Annotated in this window: 11 protein-coding genes; 6 read left to right on the forward strand and 5 right to left on the reverse strand. The window is 60.5% G+C overall.

What is annotated here, in order from left to right:
• Nucleotides 1–297: 297 nt before the first annotated feature.
• From H1B37_RS12590 to H1B37_RS12600, 3 genes are all read right to left on the reverse strand, one after another.
• Complete coding sequence (locus H1B37_RS12590; RefSeq protein ID WP_182867018.1) at nt 298–1,941, reverse strand: solute:sodium symporter family transporter; 1,644 nt, start codon at nt 1,939–1,941, stop codon at nt 298–300.
• 225 nt (nt 1,942–2,166) lie between these two features.
• On the reverse strand, nt 2,167–3,279 hold the full coding sequence (locus H1B37_RS12595; RefSeq protein WP_182867019.1) for a Gfo/Idh/MocA family protein: 1,113 nt from the start codon (nt 3,277–3,279) through the stop codon (nt 2,167–2,169).
• Nucleotides 3,280–3,512: 233 nt separating this feature from the next.
• Nucleotides 3,513–4,739, reverse strand: coding sequence for an HD-GYP domain-containing protein (locus H1B37_RS12600; protein WP_182867020.1), 1,227 nt, complete (start codon nt 4,737–4,739; stop codon nt 3,513–3,515).
• A 372-nt stretch (nt 4,740–5,111) separates the two neighbouring features.
• Between H1B37_RS12600 and H1B37_RS12605 the strand changes: the two genes are divergently transcribed.
• On the forward strand, nt 5,112–6,047 hold the full coding sequence (locus H1B37_RS12605) for an aldo/keto reductase (RefSeq protein WP_182867021.1): 936 nt from the start codon (nt 5,112–5,114) through the stop codon (nt 6,045–6,047).
• Nucleotides 6,048–6,229: 182 nt separating this feature from the next.
• On the forward strand, nt 6,230–7,048 hold the full coding sequence (locus tag H1B37_RS12610) for a sugar phosphate isomerase/epimerase family protein (RefSeq protein WP_182867022.1): 819 nt from the start codon (nt 6,230–6,232) through the stop codon (nt 7,046–7,048).
• Between the two features lie 276 nt (nt 7,049–7,324).
• Here H1B37_RS12610 and H1B37_RS12615 read toward each other — a convergent pair whose 3' ends face one another.
• Both H1B37_RS12615 and H1B37_RS12620 read right to left on the reverse strand, forming a co-directional pair.
• Complete coding sequence (locus tag H1B37_RS12615; RefSeq protein WP_182867023.1) at nt 7,325–9,613, reverse strand: ABC transporter permease subunit/CPBP intramembrane protease; 2,289 nt, start codon at nt 9,611–9,613, stop codon at nt 7,325–7,327.
• A complete protein-coding gene (locus H1B37_RS12620) occupies nt 9,610–10,419 on the reverse strand; it encodes an ATP-binding cassette domain-containing protein (RefSeq protein ID WP_182867024.1) in 810 nt (269 codons plus the stop codon). Before H1B37_RS12620 ends, H1B37_RS12615 begins: the two co-directional genes overlap by 4 nt.
• Nucleotides 10,420–10,698: 279 nt before the next feature.
• On the opposite strand from H1B37_RS12620, the gene H1B37_RS12625 reads away from it, so the two are divergent.
• The 4 genes from H1B37_RS12625 to H1B37_RS12640 all read left to right on the forward strand — a co-directional run bounded on the left by H1B37_RS12625 (nt 10,699) and on the right by H1B37_RS12640 (nt 14,486).
• Nucleotides 10,699–11,124: a hypothetical protein gene (locus H1B37_RS12625; RefSeq protein WP_182867025.1), complete on the forward strand. Its 426-nt coding sequence runs from the start codon at nt 10,699–10,701 to the stop codon at nt 11,122–11,124.
• Between the two features lie 318 nt (nt 11,125–11,442).
• Entirely contained in the window at nt 11,443–13,002 is a 1,560-nt protein-coding gene (locus H1B37_RS12630; RefSeq protein ID WP_182867026.1) for an OprO/OprP family phosphate-selective porin, read from the forward strand.
• Nucleotides 13,003–13,070: 68 nt separating this feature from the next.
• Nucleotides 13,071–13,709: a hypothetical protein gene (locus H1B37_RS12635; protein WP_182867135.1), complete on the forward strand. Its 639-nt coding sequence runs from the start codon at nt 13,071–13,073 to the stop codon at nt 13,707–13,709.
• A 228-nt stretch (nt 13,710–13,937) separates the two neighbouring features.
• Complete coding sequence (locus H1B37_RS12640) at nt 13,938–14,486, forward strand: cysteine hydrolase family protein (RefSeq protein WP_182867027.1); 549 nt, start codon at nt 13,938–13,940, stop codon at nt 14,484–14,486.
• Nucleotides 14,487–15,008 lie beyond the last annotated feature (522 nt).

A 15,008-nucleotide genomic window follows, 5' to 3' on the forward strand; every position in this document is an offset into this window, starting at 1 on the left:
CGAAGGGTCGCCAGAACGCCGAGCAGTATAGACGACTCGGTTGATCCGCTGGAGGTAAAAATCCGCTGTGCGCCAAAAGATGTTGCCAGCGGCGTTTGCGCACAGCACATTGCCGCAAGGTGTCCCCACCGGGGCCGTTGCCTGCCCTTGGCGAGTCGTCTCCGGCAGCTTCGTCTGCGATGGGGCTGGAAAGTCGCCGTCCTCCCCTTGGGGCGGCGTCGGGCAAAGCTTCGCTTTTTCGCGCACGCCGAGTTCGGAGAACACGGCGACAGTCCCAACGCGGCGTCGATCTTATGATCAGACCGCAAAGAACGCGTAGAGTGAGATCGCAAACAGAATCAATCCGGCGCCGACATAGGGAGCCGCTTTCCAGGGCGTCAGATCCACCGCCCCGACATCTCTCTGGACGTACGGCTGGCTGCGGCGGAATCCGACCGCGCCGAGCGTCAATTGCAACACGACCAATCCGAGGAACACCACCCCCATGAAGTGGTACCCCGATCCGAACGTCCCGACCACCCAGCCGGGTTCCGTTTCACTTTGGCCGCTCAGGAACGTCCCGACCGACATTGCGGTCAATCCAACGATCAGGGTGATCAGGGCCGACATGCCGTCGACGGTGCGATTGAGCAGTCCGACCAGCATGATGGCCAGGATCGGAATGAAGTAGATTCCGTTCAGTTTTTGAAAGAATCCGAAGACCCCCTCGCGGCCATGGAAGAACGTGGGGGCGGCGATCACCGCGAACACGGCGACCACGAAACTGCACAGCTGGCCGGAGATCACCACCTGTCGCGTGGTCGCTTCGGGCCGCAGGAATCGTTTGTAGATGTCCAGCGAAAACAGGGTCGCGCTGCTGTTGAGGACCGAGTTGAACGTCGACAGGATCGACCCGACAACCACCGCGGCAAAAAATCCGACCAACGATTCCGGCAGCACCGAGACCACCAGCGCCCCATAGGCGCGGTTGGCCGCCCCGTCGCTGGTCGCTTGGACGCGATCGGCGAAGGCAGAGTCGGTTGCGACCAGGTACGCCGCGGCGATTCCCGGCAACACCAGGATCAGCGGCGCCATGATTTTAAAGAACGCCGCCAACAGCACGCCCTTCTGCCCCTCGGCCAGATTCTTTGCCCCGAACGTCCGCTGGATGATCTGCTGGTTGGTCGACCAATAGAAAAAATTCAACAGCAGGACGCCGGTGAACAGTGTCGGCCAGGAGACGTCTTCGTCGGCCGTTCCCAGCGATCGAAAGGCGTCGGGGTCGCGGTCGGCGATCAGCGAGAACGCCGAAAACAGACTGCCTTCGTCCCCGGCGATCTTGGACAGGGTGAAGTAGGTGATCATCAATCCGCCGATCAACAACCCGGCTCCGTTGAAGGTGTCCGAAACCGCGACCGCTTTCAATCCGCCCCAAATCGCGTAGCCGCCACCGACCGCCGCGATGAAGATGATCACCGTCCAGATCGTTTGGATCTGTGTCAGCCCCAAACGGGATTCCAATTCCAACATTCCCGACAGCCCGTTGGCGCCCAAGTACAGCACGAAGGGCAGCAGGATCAGCATGTAGGCGATGACAAACAGAAACGTCGTCAACGTCCGCACGCCGCTGCCGTATCGCTCTTCAAAGAACTGTGGGATCGTGGCGATCCCTGATTTCAAATAGCGCGGCAGGAACACCAATGCCAACGCGACCAGCGAGATCCCGGCGACGACCTCCCATGCCATCACGGAGAGCCCTTCGGTGAAGGCGGCGGCATTGAGCCCGATCAATTGTTCGGTCGACAGGTTGGTCAACAGCAGCGAGCCGGCGATGAACACCCCCGTCAGCGAACGCCCGGCCAGGAAGTAACTTTCGTCCGTCGATTCGCCGCCGCCGCGGGTGACCCACCAAGTTGCACACGCGACCAATGCGGTGAAAAACAGAAACGTTGCGATCGTCATGGCGGTGATCCGGGCGGGAGAGGAGAGCGAGGAGGCGGAAGGGGAGTTGTTGCGGGGGCTTCGCAGCGCGGCGCGGTGCAGCAGGGTTGCCCCCGGCGGTGTTACGGCCGGTTGGTTCGATCAGCCGCACGGCGCTAGCCGCGGTTCTCGCCGCCGCAAGACCGGGGCGCTCGCGCCCGTCGGCTGATCATTTGATGGTTCATTTCGAGTACACCAACAGGCCGGCTAGGAGGAGACGTTGAGCGGGACCCGTTGTCCGTCCAGCGAATCGCTTCGTCGGCAGGCGTCCAGGATCCGCTGGGTCTGCAAGGCCCGCTGGGCGAGCGCGGGTTGCAGGTCGCCGGAATTTGCGATTTCGTTGAAGGTCCGCATCATTTCCACTTCCTGGGCGTTGGCTTCGCCGCTGTGGTATTCGTCACAGGCAAACGTCTCGCTGCGGCGACGGAAATTCCAACGCCAGTTGTCGATCTCCAACTCGTGGCGGTGGATTTGGTACTCGGTCTTGGAGTCGTACAGCGGCAACACGAAATCGTCGATCGTCAAGTAGCCGGCGTCGCCCGAGAGGGTTGCGAGTTGTTGGTTGGCCGTGCAGAACGAACAGAAGAATCCGGCCGTCAGCCCGCCGTCAAACACCAGTTCGCCGGCAAATTCTCCCGGCACCCACTCGTCGGCCCCCTCGCGCCGCAGCGGCGTGATCGTGCGTCCGGAAACTTCGATGGGATCGCGAAAGCCGCTGGCCCACAGGATGAATCGGATGCAGTACCAGCCGAGATCGCCCAGGCAGCCGTGGGGTTCCAACACGCTGTCGGTGCGGATGTTGGCGGATTGGAATTCCGAGTCGCCGCTGAACGAAAAATGGGTCTGAATCCGGCGAAGCTGGCCCAGGGATGCCGATCGGACCTGCTCGCTGACGGCGCCGATTCGCTTGCCATGGTCGAACATCACGCCGTCCATCAATTGGACGCCGTTGGCGTTGCAGGCGTCGAGCATCTGTTGGGCATCGGCGGCGTCGACGGCGACCGGTTTTTCGATCAACACGTGCTTCTTGGCTTCCGCTGCGGCAATCACCCATTGCTTCCTGACGCCCGTCGGCATCGGCACATAGACCGCGTCGATGTCGTCGCACGCCAACAACGCCTGATGCCCTTCAAAGGCTTCGGGCACGGTTTCAAAGGGAGCGTCCCATTGGCACTCGTCGATGAATTGGCCCGCCCGCTCGCTCGATCGACTCGAGACGCCGCGGACGACCCCGTTGCCGCTCAACCGGATCGCTTGCCAGTTCTTTCTCGCAATATTGGCCGTGCTAAGGATTCCCCAACGACACTGCGGACTTGTCATCGCTGCTGGTATTCTCTAATCGTGTTTGGCTTGCTGTGATTCCATGGCTTGGAACGAATCGCAAGAGAATAACACGGAACACGCCACCTGTGCTGCCGGCACGCCTGGATTGGGAACGGATCTCACCGGATCGGCAACCGATCTCACGCGATTCGACTTAGCGACGCTCGCCAGAGCTTGGAACCACCCGGGGCACCACCTTCTGGCGAAGGTAGCTACGCTCGCCCGCCGGCTCAGCTGTAGTCGGCGAATTCGACTTGGATGCGAACGATGTCCGAGGCGCCGGCAAAAAACGCGTCCAGGACATCGGAATCGAAGTGGGTTCCCCGTCCTTCTTCCAAGATCGAGAAGCACTTTTCGCGTGGCATCGCTTTCTTGTAGGGGCGTTCGGAGGACAGGGCGTCAAAGACGTCGGCCACCGCGGTGATCCGGCCTTCGATCGGGATGTCATCGCCGGCCAGACCGATCGGATACCCCGTGCCGTCCACCTTCTCGTGGTGGGTCTGGGCGATGCTGGCCGCCAACCGCATCAAGGACGTGCCGTCGGAGAGGATTTCCGAGCCGGTCTGCACGTGGCTGCGCATCGTGGCGGCGTCGTGGGCGGCGAAGGGTTTGATGATCTGGCGTCCGTGTTTGACGTGCCCCTTGATGATCTCGTACTCCTCCGGTTCCAATTTGCCGGGCTTGAGCAGGATCGCGTCGGGGATCGCGATCTTTCCGACGTCATGCAATTGGGCGGCCAATTCAAGGTCGTCGACGAATCGTTCCGGCAACCCCAGATTGCGGGCGATCACGCCGGCATAGCGGCCCACGCGGATCACGTGGTTGCCGGTGTCGTTGTCACGCAGTTCGGCCGCGCGGGCCAAGCAATAGATCACTTCGCGTCGTGACTTTTCCAGTTCCTTTGTCCGCCGCAAGACGATCTTTTCCAGCTCTGCGGCGTGATAGAACAGCTGGTCGTGATACATCTTGCTCTGCAGCGCGTTGCGGACCCGCGGGGCAAGTTCCATCGGGTCGATCGGCTTGATCAAAAAGTCGGTCGCGCCCAGTTCCAGACAGCGCAGTTTGACCTCGCTGTGGGTGTTCGCGGTCAAAATCAACACCGGCAGGCGTTTGAATTTGTCGACGCTGCGGATCTGCGACAGAATCGAAATCCCGTCGACGTGCGGCATGTTGATGTCCAACAGCACGACATCGGGCTCACGGGTGTGAATCAGATTCATCGCGAGCGTCGAATCGGTGGTCGTTTCGAAATCGTTGTGCCCGGCCTGCGACAAGATCTTTTTGGCGACCATGACGTTGGCGATCTCGTCGTCCACGATCATGATCTTTCCCGGCGGCACATCCTGAGGCCGCTCGACACGGACGTGCGCATCGACCACCAAGGGCGCGTTGACCGTCGGGACGGGGATTCCGACACAAGTGGATTGGGGATCGATCGAGGAAACGCTGGAACTCATGGCACTCCGCCTGACAAAAGAATGATTCTGCGGAAGTGTGGGTTCCGGGCTTAGGCGGCCCTGTCGCATTCAACGGCCGCCGCTGCTTTTGACGGTTTTCATTCTCCCGGTTAAATCGGATAGGAAGGTCGCGCCTGATCGGTGGAATTTTCGCAATCAGACCGTCGCAGGGCCGGTTGCTCGACCCTGTGGCGCCAGGCGGGCGATGCCGTCGCGGGCCGGTTCGACGGTTGCAAGGCGGATCATCGACAATCGGTGTCCGATTGCTTCCATTGTCTCGGTTGCGATTAAATCAGCAGGCCGGTTCAGCGGCAGCCGATCTGTGGTAGGTTCTTCGCTGAAGTGAACGCACGAAATCAGGAGACCATCACGATGCAAAAACGCCCCTTGGGAAACACCGGTTTGGAATTGTCTGTCCTCGGATTCGGGGCCTCGTCCATCGGAGCCGAATTCCGCCCGATCGACGTGTCGGAGGCGCTGCGCTGTGTCAATGTCGCACTCGACCGCGGCATGAACTACATCGACACGGCCGCCTATTATGGCCGTGGGATGAGCGAGATCATGCTCGGACGCGTGCTGCCGCAACTGCCACGCGAATCATTTTACCTGAGCACCAAACTGGGCCGATTTGCCCCCCAGCACTTTGACTTTTCCGCGCGGCGGGTCGCCGAAAGCATCGACATTTCGCTCGAACGGATGCAACTGGATCACCTGGACATGGTGTTCTGTCACGACATCGAATTCGTCGACCTGGATCAGATCGTCAACGAAACGATCCCCGCGCTGCAGAAAGAAAAGGAAAAGGGCAAGGTCCGGTTCATCGGCGTCAGCGGCTATCCGATGAAGATCTTTCACGAGATGATCCGACGCAGCGAGATGGACGTCATCCTGACCTACAACCACTACACGCTGCAAAACGACATGGCGCTCAGTTTGATCGATCCGTGTCGTGAGTCCGGCGTCGGCTTGATCAATGCCGCGCCGTTTTCAGCACGCTTGTTGACCGACGCGCCCTTGCCGTCGTGGCACAAGGCGACCGAAGAGGTCCGCAAAGTCGCCAAGGCGGCCGCCGATCACTGTCGCAATGCCGGCAGCGACATCGCAAAGCTGGCACTGCAGTACTCCGCCGCCAACGAATCGTTCGCCAGCTGTGTCGTCGGATCGGCCAACCCCGATCGCGTCGCCGGTTGGTGCGATTGGCTGGAAGAACCCCTTGATGAAAACCTGGTCGCCGAAGTCAAAGAGATTCTCAAACCGATTCACAACTGGGTCTATGTCGAAGGTCGACCGGAGAATAATGACGGGTGAGGTTGGGAGTTGGGAGTTGGGAGTTGGGAGTTGGGAGTTGCTACCTTCGCCAGAAGGTGGTTCCGCTGTGTCTTCCTCGCTCCGGCGAGCGTCGCCGCATCCCACGTTCGCTGCCCCGTGCGAACCCTAAAATGAATTCACCGACGATAGTTCTATTTGTTCTCTTTTAATTTGGCGGTCTGATGAAATCTTGTATCACCATTTCTTTGGTCGAAGAAGCTCGTGGCGGTCCGTTCGTGTTGTGGGACGGGCTGGAAAAGTCGATCGCGTTTGCGGGAGAACTCGGCTATGACGCGGTCGAAATCTTTGCCCCGTCGGTCGAATCGCTGAATTTGGATTCTCTGGGCAATCTGCTTGACGCAGCCGGCGTGCGTCTGGCCGCACTGGGCACCGGTGCCGGATGGGTCAAACATCGTTTGCAGCTGGCCGATCCGGATCCGAAGAAACGCGCCGATGCCCGCGCGTTCGTGCGAACCATCATCGATGCGGCCGGCGGATTTGGCGCGATGGCGATCATCGGTTCGATGCAGGGACGCAGCGAGGGGGACGTGGACTCCAAGACCGCCCTGGCCTACCTGGCCGAAGCCCTGGAGGACGGCGGACAGCATGCCAGCCAGTACAACGTGCCGCTGATTTACGAGCCGCTGAATCGCTACGAAACGAATCAGTGCTGTACCGTCGCCCAGGGCGTGGAATTGCTGCGTTCGCTGTCGACTTCCAATGTGCGGCTGTTGTGCGACCTGTTTCACATGGGCATCGAAGAAACCGACATCGCCGATGCGTTGGTGACCGGCGGTGATTTGGTCGGCCACATCCACTTCGTCGACAGCAACCGCCGACCGGTCGGCTACGGCCACATGCAATACGGTCGAATCATCGAAGCCTTGCGGACGATCGGCTATCGAGGCTACTTGTGCGCCGAAGCGTTCCCCTGGCCCGATCCCCACGAAGCGGCCCGCCAAACCATGCGGGCGTTCCGATACTGGACGCAGTCGGATTGACGTCAGCGTTTCTTTGCCGTTGCAACATCGGGACGATCCGTAGCGGAAGCCGCCAAGGCTTTCGGCGAGTCGCCGGACTATTTTGCCGGCGGTCGAGACAGTTGACGGGCTTGTTGATGTGTCAGCCGTATGGCGCGAGCCTGCGGGCCCGGGCGGTTTTTCTTGGTCGTTGAGGCCCGTACGCTAGTGCGAAACGGCTAATCCCACGGATGATCAGATGACGTCAACCGGCCCTTGGTGAGTTCCGCCACTTGCGAACCAAATTGCGACGAGTCCCTAGGCCGAGGCCAGCGACGCCGTCGGATCGACATAGTCGTGGTGCGAACCGATGAATTCCGATTCGCTTTCATCGGTCGCCGGCGAGACCGTGCCGAAGTACAGCAGGCACGTCGTGGCGATCCCCATGCTGATCAACGTCCAGAACGGTTGATACGACGGCCCCAAATCGGTCTGGGTCAGGAACACCGACGCGCCCGCCCAGCCGCTTTCGGTGATCCGTTCCAGTGACACCGACAACGCATTGTTGGTGAAGTGGATCAGGATGCAGGGGAGGATGCTGCCGGTTCGCAGCGTGATCCACCCGAGTGCGATGCCCATCACCGATGCGGCGATCGATTGCTGCAGGACGCCGTGTGAGATTCCGAACATGATGGCGGTCAACACGACCGCGCGCAGTTTGCCTTTCTCGCGGACCAGCCCGCCGAAGATGAACCCTCGAAAGGCGAGTTCTTCGCAAATCGCCGGCAGCAACGCCATCAGCAGCACGACGGTCGTCCAGGGTGCCGATGCGATCTGCTCGGCGAACGGCTTCATCGCCGCGGCGGCTTCTTCGCTGACCGGATAGACGTGGTTGATCATCTTGGACAGCATCACGTAACTGGGGTGCAACGTGACGCCGAACAGGACGGCCAACGGCAGCGTCGTCCAGTGAGGCATGCGGATTCTTAGGCTTTGACGAACCGACTTGGTCATCATCGTCGCCATGATCAGTGCCGGAAAGACGATCAACACCTGGGGCATCATCACCAGTTTCGCAATCCCGGTCAGGTCTTGCGGCATTTCGGTGATGGTCAATCGGGCGAAGAACAGGGTGACCAGGATGATCGCGCCACAGGCATAGGCTTGCGCGGGCGTCGCGGCGAGTTGTCGGTCGCGCCACAGGTGACGCACCCACATGCCCAGTTCCCATTGTTCGCCGCCGCCGAACAACACGGATTCGTCTTCGAACTGGCGACGGGCCCAGCGGGCCGCCAGCCACAAGCAACACCCGGTGACCGTCGCCACCATCGGGACATAGAACAATGCCGTCGCGTATTGGCCTTCGACCAGGGCGCGGACCAACAGAAACATACCGGAGACGGGGATCAGGCTGGTTCCGATATTGAGTGTCGTGCCGGGCAACATCGGCAACATCACCAGCGGCAACGTCACCATCATCAGCGGCATCAGGTAGTACTGGCCCTCTTTACTGCTTTGCGCCATCGCCGCGACCGCCAGTGCCAACGCGCTGAACAGGCAAGACAGCGGGACCAGGGCGACGAACAGCCACAGCATCGGGACCAGGGGCGGCGCGCCCAGCGAGCCGCCGGCGGCTCCGACGCCCATGTGTTGGAACACCAGGGAACTGGTCACGAGCATGCTGCCGGCATTGAGTAGCGCCGTCAGCATGCTGAACGAAGCGACCGCGCCGAGTTTTCCCCACACGATTTCGCTCCGCAGCGCCGGGCTGCACAACAAGGTCTCCAGCGTCCCGCGTTCCTTCTCTCCGGCGACCAAATCGACGGCCGGATAAAACGCGCCGGTCATCGCCCAGACCAACATGATGAACGGCAACAACTTGCTCCAGAACGCCGCCTCACGCGTGCGTTCGGGGGCGATGTTCTGGTCGGACCACTCAAACGGCAGCAACACTTCGGCGTCGATGCCGACGCCGGAGAGCCGCTCCTTGATCCACTCGGCGCGCCAGGCGGCCAACACGCCGGCCACGCGGCCTTTGGCGACGACCGACTGATCGCTGCCCACGTTGAACAGCAACTCGATGTCCGCACCGACCTCGTTGTCGTTCGGGGGCGACTTGATTTCCCCGCCGACGAAGTCCCCCATCCGTCCGATGTCGCCCATCAGGCCGATCTCTTTGAAGGCGGGCGGGATCAACACGACCAAGTCGAACGCGCCGGTCTTGACCCACTGATTGGCCTTTTCGCGAACCGGTCGGTCGCCGGAAAGTTCGTCCCAGCGATACGTCAACAGCTCCAACGCCGCGGGTTGTTCGATCAGATTCGGGGCGAAGGTTTCGCCGTCAAACAGCTGTGGCGCGTCGGCGATGTTTTCGGTGCCGACGACACAGACCGACGTCGGGTTTTGACGCGTGAATTGTGCGATCTGCAGCAACAGCATGCCGACCAGCGGATACAGCATGATCGGCAGCACGGCGATCGTGAACAGCGTGCGGCGGTCACGCAGTTGGTCGCGCATTTCACGCAGGTAGATCAGCCAGACCGCGGCCAGTCGCGGCTTTCCTGCCGTCGCCGCCCTGCGCCGAATCGCCTTGGACGAATCGCTCATACCAGGTGCTCTCCCGCCGCTCGTTCGGCCATCGACGCGGGCTCGTTTTGTCCGCCGATCCGCATCTCGTGTTCGTGTTGGCTGAGCAGCCCAAAGAACAGCTCTTCAAAATCGTCTTCGCGATGGCGGTCACGGAGTTCTTCCAAGGTGCCGCTGTCGAGAATTTTGCCGCAGTACATGATCGCGATCCGATCACACAACCGTTCGACTTCGCTCATGATGTGGGTTGAAAAAATCAGGCACTTGCCGGCCTCGCGGAGCGAGCGGATCACGCCCAACAGATTGCGGGCGACCAAGACATCCAAGCCCAACGTCGCCTCGTCAAACACCAGCACCGGCGGGTCGTGAATCATGGCCCTGGCGATCGAAACCTTCTGCTTCATGCCCGTGGACATCTTGCCGCCGGGGACGTCGCGAAAGTCGTTCATCCGCAACTGGTCAAACAGGTCTTCTAATCGGTCCTTCAAATGGTCCGACCGCATGCCGTGAAGACGCCCGAAGTACTCCACCATCTCCCAGGCCGTCATGCGGTCGTAGATGGCGGTGTTGTTGCTGACAAAGCCGATGTTGCGACGGACCTCGGCCGAGTCGCGGACGACGTCATAGCCGGCGACCGTGGCGATTCCTTCGGTGGGTTCGAGCACCGTACTGAGCATCCGCAGCACGGTGGTCTTGCCGGCCCCGTTGGGGCCCAGCAGCCCAAAGATCTCGCCCCGCTGAACCGAAAACGAGATGCCATCGACCGCCACGAAGCGCCCCCGTTGGAGATCCTCGTACGTCTTGGTCAGATGTTGAACGTGGATCATGCGCGAGAGCGGGCCCCAAGAGCGGTCGGTCAGAACTGGTTTCTCGAAACTAGCTCATCGAACCGGCCGTGTGCTTCAAATCCTCGCTCCACGCCGCAGGATCGGCTAATCATCAACGGCACAACCGACAGAAGCGGCAATGCTTATTGGATCCTGTGACGGAGCCCGGGAAGGAATACTTTCGCGATTCGTGACGGATTAAACTCGGGGTTGACGCGTTGCCTATCAAGACAGGGGCGAATGACTACATTTCCGCCGCCAGAGCGCGGGGTTAGCACCATGCCGAAATCATCAAAGTTGCACGCCAAGCTGAAGGCCGCCGACCGTCGCCGTCGGCGTCGAAAGTTGTCCGACCAAGGGCAAGGACCGGAGTCGAAACCGACCGAGACGCGGCGGCAAGTCTCGGACGGTGCCGACGCCCCCCGGTTGATGATCGAAGCCGCGCTGGCCGTCGCCGATCGAAACGCCCAACTGAACGATTCGGCGGTGATCGGGGCGCTGCGGGCGATCAAGAATCAGACCACGTCGCAATCCAGTTTCACTGTGGCTGTGATGGATGAAATGACCGCCAGGCTCGATGCCGCCGGGGTCACTCCATCCGACCGCCGCTCGGCAGCGAGCGAACTGTTGGCGATCGCGGTGCAAAACGTGGATTCCGAATCGCCCCGGGCGTTGATCGGCTACCTTGAGTTGATCGCGTCGTAACCTCGGTTTCTTCACACCGCCTTCATGGGATCTTCATCGAGGGCCGGAAGGGTGAAAAGATGCGACGGTTGTTCGCGAAATGACAGCCGAAATTGTCAAAGCGTAGCGACGCTCCGGGTTGTGCGTTCTGAGCCGTGATGAACGGTCGGTCGCGTGCTCCGACCACCCTTTCCGGCTCCGGCCAAAATCTCCGTACACCGGCAAATCGTTGATCCGAGCAACGGACGATGCCAGGAATTGTTGGCGGGGGCCAAAAGGATGTACCGACGGATCGGTACACAACGCTCGTCACGACTGCTCACGGATGACAACGAAGCGATGAAAAAGACTCTTGGTGTGCGCACGCGGCGCTTTTCGCTCGCGCTTGCGCTGGCGACGTGCTTTGGCACTGCGGCGGCAGACGCCGACGACAATCTGTTTGGCTTGCCGAGCGACAACTCGGCGCCGATCTATCGCACGGCGACGCTCGGCTCGGCCGATGCCGGGGCGCTGATCGAGTCCGAGCCTTCGGCTTCGGACGCGGTCGTCGATGGCGGCACTGTTCCGCTGGAAGACTATGAAAAACTGCTCGGGCGGGTCGGCGATTTGGAATCGTCCTGGCAGAAGTACCAGGACAAACTCAAGAGCGAAGCCGACGCCAAGAAAAAAAAGCCCGTCCTGAAGTTCAACGGGCGGGTTCACCTGGACAACTGGAACTTCCTTGATAGTGACGCAGGGATCAACGAACTGGAAACCGGCGATCCGACAGACGACCCGGAAGATCGTTGGGACTTCCGTCGAATTCGGATGGAGCTTTCCGGAGACGTCCCCGGAAACATGGAATGGCGGATCCAGATCGACTTCAACAATCCCAGCTCGGCGGAAATGAAGGACGTCTATCTGGGGTTCAACGAGTTGCCGCACAATCAAGTCCTGTTGATCGGGAATCAGAAGCGACCGATCGGTTTGGACCACCTCAACAGTAGCCGTCACAACGTGTTCGCCGAACGGCCGCTGGCGGTTGAAACGTTCAACGAAGATGCACGTCGGCTGGGCGTCTGTATGTACGGTTTGACCGACGACGAATCGATCCATTGGCGCTACGGTGCATTCTTGCTGGAAAACATCAGCACCGACGGACGCTATCGCGGTGACTTTGACGAGGCGGGATTATATGGCCGTTTGTCGGCCAGTCCCTGGTACGACGACATCAGCGGCGGACGCGGTTATTGGCACTGTGCCATCGCCGGGTCGGTCAACCAAACCGACGGCGACGGCCAGCTGGATAACGACCAGAATGCCAACGAAGCACGTTTCCGTACCCGACCGGAGGCGCGAAGCGATTCACGGTGGTGGAACACCGGTCGAATCCTCGGTGCCGAAGGCTACCAACAACTCGCTTTCGAATCGATGTTGAACATCGGCGCGCTCCAGATCACCGGTGAGTACTTCACCACCTGGCTGCAACGGGATGCGTTGGGCGGATTCAACGGCAGCGACCTGACGTTCCACGGCGGCTACCTGTTCGCGCACTACTTCCTGACCGGCGAGCATATCCCGCTGAAGCGAAGCGCGGGAACGATCGATCGGGTCAAACCCTTCGAAAACTTCTTCGTCGTCGATCGCTGCACCGGCGGAACCGGACGCGGTTGGGGGGCACTGGGCCTCGGTCTGCGTGCCGACTACTTGGACCTGTCCGACTCCGATATCCGCGGCGGACAAGGGTACACGGTCACGGCCGGTCTGAACTGGTACTGGACGGCGTACTCCAAGATTCAAGCCAACTTGGTGATGGGCGAAATCGAAAACGCCGGTCAAGGTCGCTCGGCCGTGCCGCTTGCCGCCGGCATCGACGGTGACTTTAGCATTCTCGGTTTCCGCTACATGATCGACTTCTAACGATCCAACCGCATGTCCAACGTCTGCCACGGCGTTTCAACAAACCATTCCATTTACCGAACGAAGTCATGTCCATTCAAAAAACGATCCAGGCCGGGCTGCTGCTGGCAGTGGCCCTTTACTTGACCAGTTCCAACCAAGCGCTGGCCCTGGGCGGAAAACTGCTCGATCAAACCGGCTGTTCTTGCTGCCCCGTGTGTGACCACGTTTGCAAGCTCGATGCAGAGGTGGTTGACGAAGAAAAGACTTGTTTCCACGTCGAATCCAAAGTGATTTGCATTCCCCGCGTCGTGTTCCCCTGGCAAAAAGCCAAGAAAGCCGCCTGTGCCTCCTGCAACGCCTGCGACGGTCTCGGCTGCACCAATTGCGTCCACAACGGTGCTCGCGTCCGCAGAATCTGTGTGCTGAAACCGGAGAAATACACCTGCCCGGCTTGCAAGTACACTTGGACGGCGGAAAAGAAGCCGTGTGGCGGTTGCGGCACGGCTGGTTGCGGAACAGGAGCCTGCTGTGGCGGGCACGGTTGCGACAGCGGTTGTGCCGCCGCACCGGCGGCGCCGATGCCCACCCCGACGCCCGCGACCCCATCGCCCGCCATTCCGGCACCGGTCGCCGCACCCCAGGCCGAGCCCACCGTCGATGCCTCCGACTACTATCGCCAATTCGGCAGCGGCATCTCCGCGATCCCGGCGCCGGTGGCCTTCTGATCGGCTGATTCAATTCTCGGGTTCCAAAACCTCGTCTTTGCCCTCTGGCAGAGGCGAGGTTTTTTCGTGAACCGCTGCGTCATTGGTAGCAACGCTTGCCAGAACGTGGTGGCCTCGGCGATTCCCACGCTCTGGCAAGCGTTGCTACGGCTGACGTGCATGCCCTCCGCATCGATCCGATCGGCTAAACTCACCGCGTCAATCCACAACCACAAAAGAGGCTTCACAATGTCGCGAGCGTTATTGGTGATCGATGTCCAGCGGGAATACTTCGACGGGGCGCTGCCGGTCACGCATCCCGCCGGTCACCTGGAATGCATCCTGGATGTAATGGACCGCGCAGCCGACGCCAAGGTGCCCACGGTGGTCATTCGCCATCACCAAGCCGATCCCGAGTCACCGATCTTTCGCAAGGATTCCGAGATGTGGCAATTACACGACGAAGTCAACGCGCGTCCCCGCGACGTGTTGATCGACAAGCAGTTGCCGGGATCGTTCACCGGGACAAATCTGGACCAATGGCTCAAGGAAAACGGAATCGACACGGTCAGCATCGCCGGCTACATGACCCACATGTGTTGCGACACGACGGCCCGGCAAGCGTTCCATCGCGGTTACAAGGTCGAATTCTTACGCGACGCGACCGGGACGTTGACCGTCGAAAACGATGCCGGCAAGGCGACCGCCGAAGAACTGCAGCAATCGATCCTGGTCGCCCAGCAGATGTTCATCAGCGAAGTGATCAGCAGCGACGTTTGGAAGCAACGCGTGGGGTGAACAAGCCAGTCGGCAGCTCGCATCGAAAATCGAAATCAGCCTTACCGGTCTCGAGGGGCATGGGCATCAAGTTAAGACGAAACCCTCACTGGCAGAGGTCATGCGGTTTCTAAGTCTTTAATTCGAAATGGTTTTTGCAGATTTTTCTGGCCGCCCTGAACCACAGGGAGGTCGATTGCCCACGGTTAGCAGCGCGAACCCACAGTTCCCAGTCCGCATCACATCCGTGGGTTCGCGCTGCGATCCTTGGGGGGGCGGTTCCTCCAGGCCTCCTGTCCGAACGCACCGCCTGAAAGCAAGCTTGCTGCCAGGGGGGAGGCGCGCATACGCCGTGTATCGATGAGATTAAAAATCGCATGACCTCGGCAGGGAGGGTGTCTTCAGGAGTTCGCCGCCGCCGCATCTTGATTTGATGCGCATTCAGGGCGAGGGGTTTCGGAGGGAATCCGCATCCGCGCTTGGGGGGCAGCCGGCACCAATCCCATCCGCCATCATTCTGCCCCGAATCATTCTGCCTCGAGC

The sequence above is a fragment of the Stieleria mannarensis genome (assembly GCF_014154935.1).
In the GTDB taxonomy this organism is placed as follows: Bacteria; Planctomycetota; Planctomycetia; order Pirellulales; family Pirellulaceae; genus Stieleria; species Stieleria mannarensis.

Bases quoted from the DNA above. Each gene is read 5' to 3' on its own strand.
- H1B37_RS12590 (WP_182867018.1), bottom strand. From the start codon at position 1,941: ATGACGATCGCAACGTTTCTGTTTTTCACCGCATTGGTCGCGTGTGCA.
- H1B37_RS12595 (WP_182867019.1), bottom strand. From the start codon at position 3,279: ATGACAAGTCCGCAGTGTCGTTGGGGAATCCTTAGCACGGCCAATATT.
- H1B37_RS12600 (WP_182867020.1), bottom strand. From the start codon at position 4,739: ATGAGTTCCAGCGTTTCCTCGATCGATCCCCAATCCACTTGTGTCGGA.
- H1B37_RS12605 (WP_182867021.1), top strand. From the start codon at position 5,112: ATGCAAAAACGCCCCTTGGGAAACACCGGTTTGGAATTGTCTGTCCTC.
- H1B37_RS12610 (WP_182867022.1), top strand. From the start codon at position 6,230: ATGAAATCTTGTATCACCATTTCTTTGGTCGAAGAAGCTCGTGGCGGT.
- H1B37_RS12615 (WP_182867023.1), bottom strand. From the start codon at position 9,613: ATGAGCGATTCGTCCAAGGCGATTCGGCGCAGGGCGGCGACGGCAGGA.
- H1B37_RS12620 (WP_182867024.1), bottom strand. From the start codon at position 10,419: ATGATCCACGTTCAACATCTGACCAAGACGTACGAGGATCTCCAACGG.
- H1B37_RS12625 (WP_182867025.1), top strand. From the start codon at position 10,699: ATGCCGAAATCATCAAAGTTGCACGCCAAGCTGAAGGCCGCCGACCGT.
- H1B37_RS12630 (WP_182867026.1), top strand. From the start codon at position 11,443: ATGAAAAAGACTCTTGGTGTGCGCACGCGGCGCTTTTCGCTCGCGCTT.
- H1B37_RS12635 (WP_182867135.1), top strand. From the start codon at position 13,071: ATGTCCATTCAAAAAACGATCCAGGCCGGGCTGCTGCTGGCAGTGGCC.
- H1B37_RS12640 (WP_182867027.1), top strand. From the start codon at position 13,938: ATGTCGCGAGCGTTATTGGTGATCGATGTCCAGCGGGAATACTTCGAC.